The sequence below is a fragment of the Streptomyces sp. NPDC017979 genome, assembly GCF_044328175.1.
GTDB lineage: Bacteria > Actinomycetota > Actinomycetes > Streptomycetales > Streptomycetaceae > Streptomyces.
This window is the reverse complement of record NZ_JBIRGU010000022.1, coordinates 46696-62777: the sequence shown is the minus strand read 5'-3', so window position 1 is coordinate 62777 and position 16082 is coordinate 46696. Positions and strand designations below refer to the sequence as shown.

Below are 16082 nucleotides of genomic sequence, written 5' to 3'. Positions count from 1 at the left end.
CCACAGCCATCTGGCACAACTGGACCACCGACGCCACAACCAAACGCTCCCTCACCGCCTACGACCACTGACAACATTCGGACTCATTCATCTAGATATCGCCCCCACTCCGGGGACATGGAACCTCTATGGCTGGACAGTTGCTTGCTGTCGGTAGTGACAGGCTCAGGCGCGGGCTTGGTGCCGGCGTCGCCAGTGTGACCAGTGCAGGCGGTGTGCGAGGTCGTGGACCGGGCGGATCAGGGCCGCGAGCAAGTGCTGGATCTCGTTGCCGGTCAAGGGGATCAGGCCGTCGGGGGCGGTCCTGTCGCGGCGTTCGGTGGCCGCAGTGACGGCAAGGAAGGCGTGGGCGAGCATCGCGAGGGTGACCCAGCGGTGCCAGGAGGTCCAGCGGCGGACCTGGTGCTCGTCCAGGCCGGTCAGGCCCTTTCCGGCCTGGAATGTCCTCGATCGTCCACCGCCGCCCAGCGACGCGCACCAGTTCCGACATCGGCACTGGGCGGAGCGAGAAGCAGTGGTAGAAGGCGAGTTCGCCGGTTCGGCGGTTGCGGCGGACCAGCAGACACCAGCGGCCGGGCCGACCGACGGGGTCGTGGATGTCGACCTGTGCCCAGTCGTAGTACCGCTCGCCCTCGCGCCCGTTCCGGCCGACAACTGATGCCAGGCTCGCTTCGGGATCCGCGCGGCCAGGGTCCTGGCCTGGAACTTCCCGGCGTGCGTGATGACGATTCCACCCGTTCGAGTGAAGTCTCCGGGGATGGGTGTCAGGTGCCGGGGCCGGGGACGTCGGCGGTTCGCCAGCAATGTGCAGCCGGATCGGGGCGGCGCTCGGACCGGGCGTGCTCGTGGTGGACACGGTAGCCGCCCCGAGGGCGTGGGCCCGCGTCAATTCTCCGCGCCGGAGGAAGGATCCGGGCAGAGGAACGGCCGGTGAGCGCCCCCGATCCAGCGGACGTGATCGGCACGTCCGGCGGGCCGGGGGCTCGCCCCGGCGGTGCGGCCGGGAGCGGTGGACTGGGCGGCGCTTGGGGTGGAGCCGCGGTGGAAAGATCAGGAGACGGGCGACTGCGCGGCCGTTCTGTCCCCCGTCCGCGGGCCCGCCACCGGCCTGGAGCCCTACAAGCGCTACGCCGCGGGAGCCCGGCAGCGTGGTGAGACCGCCCTCGTCGTTGCCTGTACCGGTGCGGGCGAACGCCGCCACAACGTCTTCTCCGGCACCGTCGCTCCCGGCATCCACCTGCCCGACAAACTGCTCAAGCATCTGAACACCTGGCCGGGTCTGACCGGGACGAAGCCTGTTGACGGCGGCGTCCTGGTGGTCAATCACCAGATCAAGCTCCAACCCGCTCAGCGGGACGTCGAGGTCTACACCGACCGCGCGTTCGCCGAGGCGCTGACCGTCCCGGTGATCGGCAGTGCGCGTCTGTTCGACCGGTGGCGCCGCGGAGACTGGGATGCCGTGCGACACGCCGTCTTCGGTGAAACCGGCGTCGTGCAGCCTCCCGAGAGTGCCACGCCGGATGCCGATCCGAAGGCGTCCAGGCGGCCCGGGCTGCTCTCGCGCCTGCGCCGGTAGCCCGGGCCTACCAGTCCCAACGCGCCCCCACGGATTCGTGTGTGATGTGCATCACGTGGCTGGAGTTCTCGGCCCGGCGGGGACGCGCGACAGCCCGGTGAACTCGCCGGACGCGACCGTCGCCCTGTCCGGTACGTCTTCGCGCTCGGACACGAGCATCTCCTCCCACCGGCGAGCGCCGGTTCATTCGGAACCGTCTCACTCCGTCGAGTCAATCGGCAGAATGAGACGGGCAGTTCCCCAGGCCGCGGTGACGGACGTGCGGGGCAGGCCGCCGGGACAGCCTCATCCGCGCCCGCCACGGAGAACGCCGGTGAACAACGTCCGTCGCTCCGGCCGGGCGCACACCGTTCCCCAGCGTGGGCCGCCCCGCCCGTGAGAGGAAGACGTCGCCATGACCGCGTACGCAGCAGCCCAGCTCCAGGGAGACCGCGCCAGCCAGTGCGACACCCCCGCCGTCCACACCACCGGCGGGACGGCAGCGTATGTACTGCTCGACGGCATCGGCGACACCCCCGCCGTCCGCACCTGGTCCGCACCGCCGCCGAACTCGGCGACGCGGAGGCGGGACTGCGCGCCGAGCGGGACCGGTGCGCGCCCGAACCCGCCTGCCACCCCGACCACCCCCTGCCGGCCGCCGCCGCGGTCGCCGCGGTCCACACCCCCGGCGGACTCCTGTCGATCAGCTGGTCCGGGGACGCCCGCGCCTACCTCCACCTCGACGGGGACCGCGCGCTGCGCCTGGTCACCGCGGTAGGCGTCCGCCTTGTTGGTGTGGGGCTCTGTCGTGGGCTGGGACATCAGTCTCCTGACATCGAGGGGCCGGGATACCCACCGAGACATTCCGGCCAGGGAACTCGGCAGAGCGATGATGGGGGCAGCCCCATACGCTTGTGACCAAAAGCCATCCAGAAGTACGCCGTTGAGAGGTCGAACGGCACCGCGGTCGCCTCAGGAACCCGGCCCCGTCAGTTCAGCCCGCACCGACGGGCCGGCTGGTCAAGACGAGTTAGATGTGCCGCAGCATCCAGTAGGCCCAGGCAAGCGTGGTCACCGCCGTCACGATGGCGACCGTGCCGAGGACGATCCCAACCCGTGCCTTGAGGCGGCTGGCTCCCTTGTCGCCGCGCATGCGTCGCAGGGCGATGCCGCCCGAGACGACCGCCCAAACTCCCAGAGGCAGGATGAAGTAGATGGGCAGATAGCGGAGCTGGATCGGAACGGACTGGGGAAGCAGGGGGCAGCCGATCGCCGCGACAGCGACGGTGCCCAGTACGAGTGACCATGTGCCCGTCAGCCGCGGGAGAGCTTCTTCTTCGACCGGATCGACCTGCCGTGCGGAACTCATGCTCCGAAGATTAGGTGGCGGGTGACGTGTGCCACCTGAGTGCAGCTACCTAGACAGAGCGTGAGTAGACCGGGTCCGCCACCAGCGAGCGCCGCCATCCACACTGTCCGTCAGTGATCCAATTCCACGCCACCAGATGAGCCCGCAACGCCCCGTTGGGAGTGTCAGTGGAGCGCTGTTGAATGCGCTCCACGACCGTTCATGATCTGTTGCCCCGGCTATCCGGCCCCTTCGTCCTGTCTGCCCAGCGGCGGGCGTTCTCCCTAACTCGACAGCATCATCGGCGCGTCTGCTGCTGCACGCCCGATCGTCTCCGGCTGGCGCGAGGACGGCGTAGTCGGCGTGGTGGGTGTGGTGCCGTTCAGAGGATTTCGCTGTTGGGGTCGAAGGCGTGGCTGGGGGGCGGGACGTTGTCGAAGTAGGAGTTCCGGATCTTGCCGGTGAGGATTCCGACGATGAAGTCCGCGCATCCTTGGGGGTGTCGCTCCCATGCGGGACCGCGGCCTTCGTTGAGCATGACGGACCACTCGGCGGGTGCCTGGTCCGGTCGTGCGAGCCAGTACAGGTAGGCGCCGCTGCTTTCGAGGTAGGCCCAGGGGATGAGCCTGGCGGTGTCGGTGCTCTCGACCTCGGTGGGTTTCGGCTCGCCCGAACCCCACAGCTCAGCGAGTTCCGCGGCGCGTTGGCTGGTCTGGGCCACGAGGTCGTAGTCGGTATCGACGCAGCCGGGTTCGAGGAGCCAGATGGTCTCGTCGAACACTCCGCCGCCGTACGCCTCGACGAGTTGCTTGTAGTCGTCGGGCAGCGTGGCTTCCAGGGTGGTTTCGACCTGCTGCCAGTCCGGAGCCGCGGGGCGGTCCTCCGGCGGGGGGACGAGGTGGGTGAGCCGGGTGACGGACGGGTGGGTCACGGGTTGCTTCTCCGGTTCTGGTGGCGATCTACCGGTCGGCCGGCTTGGGGACGTTCGGGATAGAGACCTCGTTGGTAGGACTACCGCCTTCGTGGGGGCACGAACTGCAACCCCTTGTTGCCGTACACCTCAATGGCCAGCGCCACGGGCACGACGTCGGTGGGATCATCGGTCCGATACCGATCGGCGTCACGGTGGTACATGCTCGCCCCACACTGCCCAGCGCCACCCCCGGGCGGCTTGCCCTCGCGGTCAGCAGCCCGGCGGCCTGCAGTTGCCCCCACGGTGAGCCCTCCGACGGGAGCGCCCCCTCGCGTGCGACTTCCCGGCCACCGCCGACTCCCCGGTCACCGGGAAGTCGGCGGAGAGGGGCGGTCCGCGGTGGACGCGGACGAGTCGGGGGAATGCAAGATCCGACGGGGTTCTGGGTGTGGCACAGTTGCGCGAGACGCGCACTAGCGAATCAGAGGGGGTGATCCCTTATCGGTAGATCCGGCCCGCTCGGCGATGGCGTCGAGTTCCCGCATCGCCTGGCTATGCGCGCTCATTCGACGACTCACGAACCCCGTTGTGAAGAGCACAGTACCCGCGATCGACACCGGTAGTGACAGCCCAAGGACTGCCACCGCCTCTGGCCAGTCGCGCTCAGCTTGGCAGTAGTCCCCCTTACGGATGCCATCGTTAGCCGTACTCTGATCAGTCAACAACCGGGCCCCACACTCCTCAGGAGTGTCGCGGCCGAAGCGGGCGAACTCCCTTTCAGCCTCATACGGCGTGAGCAGCAGTACGGCGCACCACGCCCACAGGAGCCCCGCCAGCACCAGCAGGCCGAGTCCCCTCAGGCGAGTCCGCTCAGCCGTGTCGCGGAAGTCGCGGTCGAATTCGCGTGATTGCATGATCGATGAATCTAACAGCCGCGTTCGTACCGTTACACAGGCGCACACTCGCTCTCCCCGCCGCCCCGTCCATCTGGCTCTCCTTTCGTCCCGTCGCGGTCACACACTTCCGCCATGGTCCGTCACCGGGGGGCGGACCGCGCCGTCCCCCGGGCACCGGCATGCGCCGTGCGGACAGGTCGTCAGAAGGCCCTCAGTAGATATTTGGTGGAGAAGCCCCCGCCCGTGGAGCAGTTCAGCGTGCTCTCGGTGCTGGTGTAGGTGAAGCCGAGGGGACGGAGCATGTCATGAGGCCGTCGGCGGGCGGCTGGACGAGGTAATGGGTACGGAGGTCGGTGCCGCCGTAGCTCAGCGTCTGGTTCACCTGGGTGTAGGTGTAGCCGGGCGGGACGGAACAGGACCGGAACGCCGAGGTGGCGCCCGTCGGACACGGCCACAGCCGCAGCGCCGCTGGCAGCGCGCCGCTCGGGCGTTGCCGACGCGGCGGCAACGCCCGTCGGGAAGAGAACGGCGGCCACGAGCGCCGCCGCAGTCCCGGCTCCGGACAGCACCGTACGCACTGTCGATCTGATCGTGAGTAAGCACTCCTGGGAGCCGTTCGTCCCACGGAACCCATCGCAGATCGTGCGTTCGAAATAGTCACAGCTGCATAGGACTCCGACAAGAGCACTCAGGGCCCCAACCAGTGTCAGCCATTCCCGGTATCCGCCTGCCGGAAAAGCCGCAGCTGAACTCCAGACGAGGGCAAGTAATCTCGACCAGAACGGAATGCCGCGCTCCGACAGCCGATGACAGACCGCCGTGGTCCATGCCTCGCGGCCAGCCGGTGCAGATACACGCCGAATCGATTCCGCACAGGCTTTCTTCGAGAGCAACCCCGCGCGGGCGGAACGGATATCCCTGGCAGTGCACGACACCCAGCGCCCGTGAACCGCCCCTCGCCCGCGGGCGCGCCGGCGGCCGACACTACCGTCCGGTCATGGACTGGACTTCGCCGACGACCTCTTCATCTGCGGCGGATGCTGCGACGAGACGCCCCCCGCCGGGAGTCTCGTTCGACGGCGACGACATCGGCACCTTGGCGGTGGCGGCAGCAGAAGCCGGGGACCTGGGCGCGCAACCTGCTCCCGTCCCGCACCACCGCCGCCCCGCGACCCGGCATCGGCGGGGTTCGCTTCCACGGCCCGCTGAGGCGGAAAATGGTTCGCGGGGACGGGAATCGCGTGTTCACCATGGGGCACATGAGCCATGATCCACTCTCCCGGCGCCGAATCCTCGTTTCGGCTGGTGCCGCCGGAGCCGTAGGCGTTGCCGCGTCACTCGTCCCCCAGTTCGCCACCGCCGCAACGACGAGATCCGTACCGGCGGGGCGGCAGTCCGCCGCGCTGGTCATCCACAACGCACGCGTGCTCACAGGCATGCGCGGAGAGCGGGTACGGGAGGCCATCGCGGTCGGACGGAACGGGAAGGTACTCGCGACGGGGTCCTCCCGGGACGTCCGTAGGTACGCGGGGCGTGACACCGAGGTGGTCGACGCGCGGCAGGGAACCGTGATGAGCGGGATCGTGGACGGCCATGCCCACCCGGTGGCCGCCGGAGCCGCGACGCTCAACCCGAGCCTCGGCTATCTGGAGCTGACCATCCCGCAGTTGCAGGAGCTGCTGCGCGGGTTCCTCGCCGATCCGGCGTACGGGAGCGAGCCGGACGGCTGGCTGGTGGTGGCGGACTGGGACCCCGTGGGGCTGCTGCCCGTAGGGACCGTAGCGCACCACCGATTCCTCGACGCGCTGCCCACCCGCCGGCCGATCATGATCACTGCCACCGACGGTCACAACAGCTGGGTCAACCGGCGGGCGTTGGAACTCGCCGGGATCACCGCCACGACCCCCGACCCTCCCGGCGGGGAGATCGAGCGGGACGCGGACGGCGCGCCCACCGGGCTCCTGAAGGAGGAGGCACAGGGCCTGGTGCACTCCCTGGTGCCGGACCTCCCCTTCACCCGGGTGGTCGAGGCCACCGCCCACGCTCTGGCCGGGGCCGCTGCGCAAGGGATCACCGCCTTCCTGGACGCCTCCGCCGACGAGTGGCACCTCGATGTCTACACGGAACTCGCCCGCACCGGAAAGCTCCCGCAGCGCGTTGCCGCCGCGTTGCGGCTCGACGCCCACGAGATCCGGGAGCCGGAAGAGGGGCTGCGCTGGCTGGAGGCCACCCGCCGCCGGTACAAGGAGGTCGACAGACTCGACCTGCGGACGACGAAGGTGTTCGTGGACGGTGTGATGGAGTATCCCGCCCGTACCGCCGCCCTGCTCGACCCGTACCTGGACGGACACGGCAACCCCACCCAACACCGCGGACAACTGCAGCTGGACCCCGCCGACTTCGCCAGGCTCGCGGTACTCCTCGACCGCAAGGGTTGGCAGATCCACGCCCACGCCATCGGCGACCGCGCGACCCGGATTGCCCTCGACGGGTACGAGACCGCCCTCCGCACGCACGGCCGACGCGGCAACCGACACACCATCACCCATCTCCAACTCGTCCACCCCACCGACCTGCGACGCTTCGCCCAGCTCGACGTCATCGCCTCCATGCAACTCCAGTGGGCCATGCGCGACACCTGGACCATGGACGCCCTCCTCCCCTACATCGGCCCCGACCGCCACCGCCGCCTCTACCCCGCCCGCAGCCTCGAACGCCACGGCGCGCTCCTTGCAGGCGGCTCGGACTGGCCCATCGACCCGCTCGAAACCTGGAACCAGATCCGCACCGCGATCGACCGGGAAGGCGCCCATTCGGACGGCCCCCTTCACCCCGAGATGGAGGCCATCAACCGGGCGTCGGCGCTGCGCATGCACACCACGGGGGCCACGTGGCAGCTCCGGATGGACCGCCACATGGGCACCCTGACACCGGGTCGTGCCGCCGACCTCGTTCTCCTGGACCGCGACGTCACCCGCGTGCCGGTACCGGAGATCAGCAGCACCCAGGTACGTCTGACACTGGTGGACGGCGTACCGGTGCACGAGGAAGGCACCGCAACCGCACGGGCGGCACGGGCACGAACGGAGAACCCGGCCACCGGGGCCGCCCGGCGCCCGGCGCGTGCGAACCGCCACCAGGCATGCGAGGCCCATCACCACCAGCGGCCTTGGGGCGGCCGCCCGTAGCAGTGTGCAGCGGGTCGGCGTCATAGACGTTGACGTGGGGGCGGCAACGAGGGGCAACTTGTTAAGGCATCCCTCATCGGTCCCTGGGGCCCTGCCCGGACCGCGTCGGAGCGCAGGGGGCGTCACCCTCCGGCGGAATCGGCGCCCGTATCAAAAAGGGGGTACATCGGTGATGCGACGTCCAGCCGGAGCCGGTCGAAGCGCACCGGGTGCCGCCACGTTCCGCCTTTCAGCGCCGTGTCCACGATGACCTCGGCGACCAGCTGCGGTTCAACGAGCGCGACGTCGAGTCGGCGTGCGTGACCCCCAGGACGTCGTGAACCGTACGCCCTCCCACGGGTGCCGGGGTCCTGCCGGCGTCAGCCGCTCGACCAGGTCGCGGGACGCGTCCGGCCGCAGGGGTGTACTGCGGCCGACGGGCCGGAGCGTCCCGTTCTCGTCGAGGCGGCCCTAGATGAGAGTCTGCGGCCGGCGTACGGTGCCGGTGATCGCACCGATGATGGCTTCGGTGGTGTCTGTGGTTTTGATCTTGTACCAGCCGCGTCGGCCGGGCTGGTACCTCTGTCCCGCGCCCTTGGCCATCACGCCCTCGATGCCGATCGCGGACCAGTGGGTCATCCATTCCCAGGCTTGGGCCGGGTCGGTGGAGGAAGGACACAACATCCAGGGCGGGCCGAGAACATGCTCGGCGAACAACGCCTCCAAAGCGGTGCGGCGCGTTCGGTAGGGCTCGGTGAGCAAGTGGTGGGAGCCTCGCTGGAGGAGGTCGAAGACGACGAAGTACGGCGGCTTCTCCGCCGCCAGGTGCCGGGCGACCGCGGCGGTGCGGTTCCAGCGCCGCTGGAGCGCGCCGAAGTCGATCCGGCCCGCGTCGTAGATGACGAGTTCCCCGTCGAGGATGAGGTCCTCCCCGACGGCGGCGAGTGCCTGCGCAACCTGGGGGAACGCCGCGGTGAGGTCGGTGCCGCGTCGCGACAGCAATCGGGAGCGACCGTCGGCGGTGGCGTAGCCGAGGAGGCGGAAGCCGTCCCACTTGATTTGTGCGCTGTTGAGCTGTCCACGGACTATCGTCCAGCGTCATGTCGATCATGGGTTGGCGGGTGCACTTCACCCGCAGGGACCCGGCGTGGCCACGTGAAGCGACGCCGTTCATAAGGGAGTTCAGCGCTCTGTTCTCGGGTCTCGATCAGCGGTTAGACGACCTGGGCGTGCCCGAGAGGCAGCCGTTCCTGATCAGTCCAGCGGGTCAGTACGACGTGGCGCTGAACCGCTACTTCTCGGTGTGGTTGGCGTTGTCTCCGGTGGAACACCCAGGCCGCCCTGCCCGGGACCTGCGCACGTACTTCGACTTTCTGTGGTTCGGACGAGGTCGGTGCGACTGACGCGATGCGTGCATGGACGACCGAACGGCGTATGAGTGGTGGCGTCGTCGGGACGAGCACGGGCCTCGGGTGGGGACTCCAGCTGGGACCGGGAGGTCTCGACGGTCAACCAGTTCTATCTGTGGGCGATCGAGCAGGACCTCGTGCGGGCCAATCCCATCCGTCAGCGTGCCGCTGCGGCGTGGTCGTCCTGGGCGCGAGGTCCGGGGGTGGCACGGTGCGGCGGGTGCCGGCCGAAGCGTCGCACACGGGTCCGCGGCGTGAGGTGAAGTGGCTGCCGCCGTTGTCACCGTGCCACGGCCGCGTTCCTGACCCGCCACGATCCGGAGCCCGCAGCGTGAAACGCGACCTGCCCGACGTTGACACCGTCAAGGCCGCCATCGACACCGTCCTCGACGAGGTATCCGCCAGCGGACGCAGACCGACCGTCACCGCCATCGAGCGCCGTCTCGGCATCCCTCACGCCACCTTCAACCGCCACTACGCCGACCTGATCGACACCCACTTCCGGCCCCGGATCCCCGCTGCCCGCAGCCAGAGCGCACGGACCGGACGCAGACCGACGAGCCCAAGGAAGACAACCTCCGCCGGCTGCGACAGGAGAACACCGACCTGCGCCGGACCCTCGCCCTGTACGAGGAGGCCATCCGCCAACTCACCCTCGAAAATCACGCCTTGCGCGGCGGCGCCACCGTCATCCCCCTGCCCACGCGCAGTCGCCCCTCCTCACCATCACAGCCCTGACCCGGACGATGTCCGGGTCCGCCCAGCGCGTGAGGACCGGCGCCACCGCGTAGATGCGACGGTGTGGCCCTGACACCCCCGATCGAGCCGATGCTCGCCGAAGCCCGGCGGCAGCTGCCGCCGGACGAGGCGCTGCCGCGGGACTGGATCGCGGAACAGAAGTCGGACGGGTTCAGGGCCATCCTCTTCGCGCGCCCTGACCTGGCCATGGTCCAGTCCCGCCAGGGCTCGGACCTCACCGGCGCCTTCCCTGACCTCGCCACGACCGCCGAAGGGCTGATCGGCGGGGTCACCGGCACCCTGGCCTCACCGGCCACGCTGCTCCTGGCCCGGTACGGCGCCCTCGGTAACCTGCGCATGATCGCGCGCACCATACCCCTGTCCACCGCGGTACGCCGCGACCTCGCACAGCAATTACAAAGGGCCGACGCCGATCATCCCTGGCAAGGGCGCCATTTCAGTGCGGGCTGGGGCACCCGTGGCGAGCTGAATTCCACCCGGTACGGCCTGAGCTGGTGGCCGAGTTCCAGGCAGACACCGCCGTCGACGAGGGCCGCTACCGTCACCCCGTCCGCTTCCTGCGGCTGCGCGAGGACCTTGCTGTGCAGCGGGTACCGCCCTTCGGCACCTGACCGCGAAGCCACCGCGGCGATCCGGTAGGGCTGCTGTGCACCGGCCGCCCACCCGACCACCGACACCTGAGCACGGGGGCGACTCTGGATTCGGAGGATGCGTGTGGGTGCTGCCCGGGCTGTTCCTGCTGTTCGTGAACACCTCGTTGCCACCCCGCTCCGCCGGCGCCCCGGCCGTTGATACTGGCCGGGCACTTCGAGGGGGCGGGGACGGCAGTGGAGTGGACGATCTGGGCGGGGCTGGCCGCCGGGTTGCTGATCTCGGTGGTGACCGCTCCGGTCGGCGTGTCCGGAGCGGTCTTCCTCCTGCCCATCCAGCTGAGCGTCCTGGGCGTTCCCAGCCCTGCCGTCACGCCGACGAACCTGCTGTTCAACGTGGTGGCCGGGCCCGGCGCCCTGTGGCGCTACCGCCGCAACGGCGCCCTGCGCGGTCGCCTGGCCCGCCGGCTGATCCTCTGGACGCTGCCCGGCGTCGCCACCGGTGCCGCCGTGCGCGTGTTCGTCCTGCCCGGCCCGGACGTCTTCCGGCTGCTGATCGCGGTCCTGCTCCTGCCCCTCGGTCTGTGGCTGTGCATCCGAACCAGGCGCCCGGTCGGCGTACGGTCACCGGCCGAAGCCGCCACACCGTCGCCCACCGTGCTGTCGGTCCTGGCCCTGTGCGTCGGGGTGGTGGGCGGCATCTACGGGATCGGCGGCGGCTCCCTGCTCGGGCCGATCCTCGCCGCCCGCGGCCTGCCCCTGGCCCTCATCGCACCGGCCACACTCGCTGCGACCTTCACCACCTCCGTCGCCGGCGCAGCCGTGTACACCGCACTCGCGCTGGTGAGTACCGGCCCCGTTGCCCCGGACTGGTGGCTCGGGGTGGCCTGCGGCCTCGGTGGCCTCATCGGCGGCTACCTCGGCGCCCGGCTCCAGCCGCACCTGCCCGAGACGGCGCTCCGACTCCTGCTCGGCATTCTCGCCACCGCCCTTGGCGCCCTGTACGCCGTCCAGACGCTGGCCTGACACGGCGCAGCCCGGGCCGATGCCACATAGCGGCCTGGATGTGGATGCTGAGATCAGCGAACGAGCCATCGACACGGAGCAGTTCATGCGGACAACGGACAAGATCGATCCCTGTCCATAGCTTCGGTTCGAATACCACCCCGCCCGCCAGTGCGTTTGCGGCTGGAAGGTCGGGGCCTGGGAGGGCGCGGGCCAGTATCGGCTCGACAGACTCGGGGAAGTCCACGTCTGATCGGATAGCGGACTGCCGTGGGCGAGAGGTGGGTGGCGCGCGGGTGGGGCCTCCCGAAGGGTTCCTGTCGCACAGCCAGTTGCCGGTGGTCGATTGGCGGCTGGCTCTGCTGTGGTGCCCCTGGCGGCGTGCACCAAGCGCAGTACTGCGCCACGACGCTCCGCCAGCAGTTGGCCTCAGCGTCAGCGGTCGCGGATCCTTGACCACCACCAGCCCGCGGAGGTGTTCACCGGTCCAGGGTTCGGCAGGGTGCGACGCTGGAACTCATCGTCTATGCGAGTAATCAGCCGGCCGAGATCGCGTCGGGCACCGCCTGGGAGGTGAAGCATGGCTCCTTCCAGATCATCGCGGGCGTACTCCACCTCCAGTCCGGGCTGCCAGACCTCGGGTGCGTGCAGATGTCGGCCGGGTTGCTTGAACATCCATTCGAAATGGGCAAGTGCGTCAGCGACGGCACCAGGCCACATCCGTTCGTCCTCGACTCGGCGGACAGCTGGACGAGTCCTTGCGGAAACGCCTCGGATTCGCCCAACCACCACGTGTCTGCGAGGTCGCCACCGCTCGGCGCGGACGGCCTTCGGGCGCCTACGCGGCATCGCCCTCCCTGGTCAGCATGCCGTCATCCTGTCACGAACAGAGCCGGCTCCACATCGGCGCATTACGCATGCTCCCGCTGAGGAAGCAGGGGCAACGACGCCGGCGCGGTGCGGCTGAGGCTGGTTGGCGGACGGCTCGGTGTGAGCGAGGCGGGCCCGGTGTTGCCGTTCCTCTTCGTGGCTGCCTGGTGGGAGCGGGCTGGATCGAAGCGCTCGTCGTCCCGCCGGCAGAACTCCTCCGCGTCGAGGACTTCGCCCTCTGCGCCGCTGGCTGAGGACAGTGAGCACGGCGTGGCCCACGAACACCCCCGCACCGGCCAGCGACAACAAGGGCACATCTGTACGAAACCACGTGACAAGAAAATGGGTGCGACTGGCGGGGATGCCCGCTAACCGGCCCGCGCCCGCGGCTCCCGTAGGGCCCCCACGTCCGCCACACCGGTGGCGGCAGCTCCCGGCGCACTCGAACGACGTACCAAAACGCCGCGCGAGACGGCCCAAGTCCATCGCCGACGCCCGTCGGTGACGCTCCAGGGCGCTTGCGGGCCGTCCTTGGCCGAAGGGCTCGGGGGAGAATGCGCGTGCTGTGCGTCGCGGGCCAGGCGGGATGTCGAAGACACGGCCTACGCCCGCATCAGTCCTGGTGCTACAAGTATTCGCTGGAGCAGGCTAGATGTTGATGCCGAGACCACGCATGCCTGCGTACGTCCATCGGTTGATGAAGGAGCGTGGGTCGGCCACTTTCTCAGCCTCTAGCAGGTAGGTGACCGGCGAGTCGGACCGAATGCGGTCGCGTTCCTTGGCTGTGACGTGGTGGAGCCCGACCAGGCCGAAGCCGATCGATGCGGCGGTGACGGCCGGCCAGTCCGCTGCGGCGCCGCCGATGGCTCCCACGGCGGGCAGTTGCGTCTGGAGGTTCACCAGCCCTAGCCCCGAGCCGAGCTTGAGCCCCTTGATCGCGGCCTTGAGGTCGTTGAGCGGCTGCTCGAAGTGCGTCCGGCGGATGTGCGCCACATGGAGGGCGACGATCTGCGGATCCTGATTCTCCAGGAGGGAGCTCGTCAGCTCGGCGGCAGCTGCGTCGAGGGCGTCGACGAAACGGTCGAACTCGGATTGGTAGTCGGTGCGCAGCCTGATGATGTCGTCGACGGGTACGTCCGCGATGCCCTCGGGTAGCGGGAGCTGCGCGGCCAGCATGCCGACCACGGTTGCCGGGTTTGGGTTGTGCGAGTGGTGATCGAAGAGTTCAGCGGAGATCCGCTCCTCATCCCAGTCGTTCACCCTGCTTTGGGAGACGGGGTTGTCGGTGATCGGCGTCAGCCCGTGCTGCCGGGCCAGCTCCTCCGTCAGTGCCAACTTGTAGACCCAGGCGAACTTCGGGTCCACCGACATCCAGTCGTACTCATCGTCGCCGGACAGCAGGGTGGGGCGACGGGTGTTCAGGCCCAGCCGGGAATCGAGCAGCACTTGGCGCAGGGCAGGAGCGAACTCGTCCCAGTGCACCTCGACCAGGGACGTCCGGTCGTCCCGCGGTCGCCAGACCTCCGGCGCGATGGTGTAGCGGTTCACCGACCGCCATTCGGGAGAGCTCGGGTCGCTCTCGTCGATGTCCTCGGGGGACACGCCGAAGTAGCGGTGCAGCGCGTCGTGATGCCTGCCGATGACGTTGATGAATCCCGTGGCGATCGCTTCGGCCGCCGAGTCCGGAGGCAACTGCCGGATGAAGTCGAGCCCATCCGCGAGAGCGCGCACGGTGTCGGAGTCGTGGACCGGGTACTCCGCCGCGGCGACGCGTGCCAGCGCCGGCCAGTACAGCGCGGTGGCCTTGACCCACGCGGCGTCCCGGATGTGAACGTACGGAAAGTACAGGCCGATACGTGGCGCCACCGCTCTCCCTCGGGCGTCTGCTGCGGGATCTCTGGCATCAACCGTACGCAGTATCTTCTTCCCGGACACGGCGATCCCGCATCTCGGAGTCAGCCAACGTAGCGATACGTCCTGACCGACATGCGTCGGCATCTCGTGCCGCATCTGCGAGGCCGTCGGGACGCCCTGCTGCGGGCCCTCGCCGAGCCCTGCGCAACAGCTTGTGGGCTGGTGAGGAGGGTGGTGCAGCGACCGGATTCGACGGCTCGGGCGGCGTCGAGGGCTTGGGTGGTGGCGTGGGCGGCGGCACGCCTCCAGCAGGCAGCCCGCGTGGCTGACCGCGTGGTGCGTCGCAAGCACCACGCGGTGCGCGCCGTCCCCGGTGACCACGGCGAGTCTCAGCAGCGGCTCGCCCGGGGCGAAGCCTCCGAGGGCGGCCTCGAAGTCCAGGTCGAGGCGGAAATCCGGCGCGGCCGGCGGATCGGGCAGGTGCAACTCGAACGCCCCGTCGGCGGCGTCGATCCGCGCGCCCAGGACCGGCTGCCGTGCGGCGAGCCGGGCCAACACCGAGCGGGGCGCGTCGAGGTCCAGCGGCCCACGGACCGTGCAGGTCAAGGCGACCTGCTGGCCGAGCACGGCTAGGGCCGACTCGCCGAGCGTGAGCGGGCGGGCAGTGATCATGAGGGCTCCGATCGCGGATGCGGGGTCTTGTCACAGGTTCCGGCTGACCAGGAACGCCGTCAGTTCCTCCAGTTCGGCCACCGCGGAGGGTGTCGCGCTGGTCTGACGCTGCTCGGACAGCGCCGTTCGCGCCCGCTCCCGGGCCTCGACGACCGCCCACTCCCGTCCGCCTGCGGCCTCCACCAGGCGGGCGGCCTCCGTGACCGCGCCGGCGTCCGGTTCGTCGCCGCGCTTAGTAGAGCCGGGCCGGCTCCGCGCCCGCCGCGGTGCCGGAGGCGAGTGCGGCCACTACGGGTGGCGTCTTCTTCCGGGCGGCCAGGTCCGACCCGACGGGCTTGCCCGTCACCGACGGGTCGCCCCAGATCCCAAGGACGTCGTCGACCAGCTGGAACGCCACTCCTAGCTGACGGCGTTAGCAGGCGGCGGCGTGCCGTCCGAGCCGGCAGCGAGCGCGCCGAGCTCGCAGGCCGCGCCCGGGAGCGCGCCGGTCTGTCCCTCGGCCATGGCCAGGCACTCGGCCAGGTCGACCCGTGCACACCCCTCAAAGGAGAGGTCCGCGCTCTGCCCAGTGCACAGTTCCCGCAGGGAGGCGGTCAGCACCCGCACCGCGCCTGCGTCCGCCTCGGGCGGCCCGAGCGACTGCTCCACCGCTGCGATCAGCAGCACGTCCCCGGTCAGGACCGCACGACCGGTACCGAAAGCCGTCCAGGCGGCCGACCGAGTGGCAGGAGGCCCTGGCCTGGCTGGAGCCGAACTCCATGCCCGTGAGTGAACTGGAGGACCCTGACACCCTTCGCCGCGCGCTTGACGCCATGCGCCGCAAACTCGACGGAACGGCCGCCGCGGCCAAGACCGTGAAGCGCAAGAAGGCGGCAGTCAACGAGGTCTTCGGCGTGGCCGTCGAGCGCGGACACTTCACCCACAACCCACTCCACGGGCTCCGCTGGACAGCACCGGACGTGGCGGACGAAGTCGACCCGGACTGCGTCCCCAACCCCGCCTCACCAAGCGTCCCTACGACCTCCGGCACGCGGGCATCTCCTT

Annotated in this window: 14 protein-coding genes and 1 pseudogene; 6 read left to right on the top strand and 9 right to left on the bottom strand. The window is 69.6% G+C overall.

Annotated elements, in window-relative coordinates; genetic code table 11:
• Window positions 1-165 precede the first annotated feature (165 nt).
• Window positions 166-726, bottom strand: a pseudogene (locus ACH4E8_RS34275) (IS701 family transposase); the annotation flags it as partial.
• Window positions 727-1009: 283 nt separating this feature from the next.
• Here ACH4E8_RS34275 and ACH4E8_RS34270 point away from each other — a divergent pair.
• Entirely contained in the window at window positions 1010-1576 is a 567-nt protein-coding gene (locus ACH4E8_RS34270; protein ID WP_398455551.1) for a hypothetical protein, read from the top strand.
• Window positions 1577-2585: 1009 nt separating this feature from the next.
• Here ACH4E8_RS34270 and ACH4E8_RS34265 read toward each other — a convergent pair.
• The 3 genes from ACH4E8_RS34265 to ACH4E8_RS34255 form a co-directional block, all read right to left on the bottom strand.
• Window positions 2586-2924, bottom strand: a complete 339-nt coding sequence (locus ACH4E8_RS34265; protein WP_398455550.1) for a hypothetical protein — start codon at window positions 2922-2924, stop codon at window positions 2586-2588.
• A 361-nt stretch (window positions 2925-3285) separates the two neighbouring features.
• The gene (locus tag ACH4E8_RS34260; protein ID WP_398455549.1) at window positions 3286-3834 is read right to left on the bottom strand and encodes an SMI1/KNR4 family protein; all 549 of its coding nucleotides are present in this window, start codon (window positions 3832-3834) and stop codon (window positions 3286-3288) included.
• Window positions 3835-4289: 455 nt separating this feature from the next.
• Complete coding sequence (locus tag ACH4E8_RS34255; protein WP_398455547.1) at window positions 4290-4730, bottom strand: hypothetical protein; 441 nt, start codon at window positions 4728-4730, stop codon at window positions 4290-4292.
• Window positions 4731-5929: 1199 nt separating this feature from the next.
• On the opposite strand from ACH4E8_RS34255, the gene ACH4E8_RS34250 reads away from it, so the two are divergent.
• The gene (locus ACH4E8_RS34250) at window positions 5930-7900 is read left to right on the top strand and encodes an amidohydrolase (RefSeq protein ID WP_398455546.1); all 1971 of its coding nucleotides are present in this window, start codon (window positions 5930-5932) and stop codon (window positions 7898-7900) included.
• 450 nt (window positions 7901-8350) lie between these two features.
• On the opposite strand, the gene ACH4E8_RS34245 is transcribed toward ACH4E8_RS34250, so the two are convergent.
• Window positions 8351-8938 carry a hypothetical protein gene (locus ACH4E8_RS34245; RefSeq protein ID WP_398455553.1) on the bottom strand — a complete coding sequence of 196 codons (588 nt, stop codon included), beginning with the start codon at window positions 8936-8938 and terminating at the stop codon, window positions 8351-8353.
• A gap of 41 nt (window positions 8939-8979) precedes the next feature.
• On the opposite strand from ACH4E8_RS34245, the gene ACH4E8_RS34240 reads away from it, so the two are divergent.
• The 3 genes from ACH4E8_RS34240 (at window position 8980) to ACH4E8_RS34230 (ending at window position 11663) form a co-directional block, all read left to right on the top strand.
• The gene (locus ACH4E8_RS34240; protein ID WP_398455545.1) at window positions 8980-9282 is read left to right on the top strand and encodes a hypothetical protein; all 303 of its coding nucleotides are present in this window, start codon (window positions 8980-8982) and stop codon (window positions 9280-9282) included.
• 807 nt (window positions 9283-10089) lie between these two features.
• Window positions 10090-10686, top strand: a complete 597-nt coding sequence (locus ACH4E8_RS34235; protein WP_398455544.1) for a hypothetical protein — start codon at window positions 10090-10092, stop codon at window positions 10684-10686.
• Window positions 10687-10874: 188 nt separating this feature from the next.
• Window positions 10875-11663: a sulfite exporter TauE/SafE family protein gene (locus ACH4E8_RS34230; RefSeq protein ID WP_398455542.1), complete on the top strand. Its 789-nt coding sequence runs from the start codon at window positions 10875-10877 to the stop codon at window positions 11661-11663.
• Window positions 11664-13160: 1497 nt separating this feature from the next.
• Here the strand turns inward: ACH4E8_RS34230 and ACH4E8_RS34225 are convergent.
• Entirely contained in the window at window positions 13161-14447 is a 1287-nt protein-coding gene (locus ACH4E8_RS34225) for a DUF6236 family protein (RefSeq protein WP_398455540.1), read from the bottom strand.
• 240 nt (window positions 14448-14687) lie between these two features.
• Between ACH4E8_RS34225 and ACH4E8_RS34220 the strand changes: the two genes are divergently transcribed.
• Window positions 14688-14999, top strand: coding sequence for a hypothetical protein (locus tag ACH4E8_RS34220; RefSeq protein ID WP_398455539.1), 312 nt, complete (start codon window positions 14688-14690; stop codon window positions 14997-14999).
• A 69-nt stretch (window positions 15000-15068) separates the two neighbouring features.
• Here ACH4E8_RS34220 and ACH4E8_RS34215 read toward each other — a convergent pair whose 3' ends face one another.
• From ACH4E8_RS34215 to ACH4E8_RS34205, 3 genes are read right to left on the bottom strand one after another with little or no spacing between them, the layout of a single operon-like run.
• Complete coding sequence (locus tag ACH4E8_RS34215; RefSeq protein WP_398455537.1) at window positions 15069-15221, bottom strand: hypothetical protein; 153 nt, start codon at window positions 15219-15221, stop codon at window positions 15069-15071.
• 49 nt (window positions 15222-15270) lie between these two features.
• The gene (locus tag ACH4E8_RS34210; RefSeq protein ID WP_398455536.1) at window positions 15271-15435 is read right to left on the bottom strand and encodes a polyprenyl synthetase family protein; all 165 of its coding nucleotides are present in this window, start codon (window positions 15433-15435) and stop codon (window positions 15271-15273) included.
• A gap of 2 nt (window positions 15436-15437) precedes the next feature.
• Window positions 15438-15704, bottom strand: coding sequence for a hypothetical protein (locus ACH4E8_RS34205; protein ID WP_398455535.1), 267 nt, complete (start codon window positions 15702-15704; stop codon window positions 15438-15440).
• Between the last annotated feature and the right edge of the window lie 378 nt (window positions 15705-16082).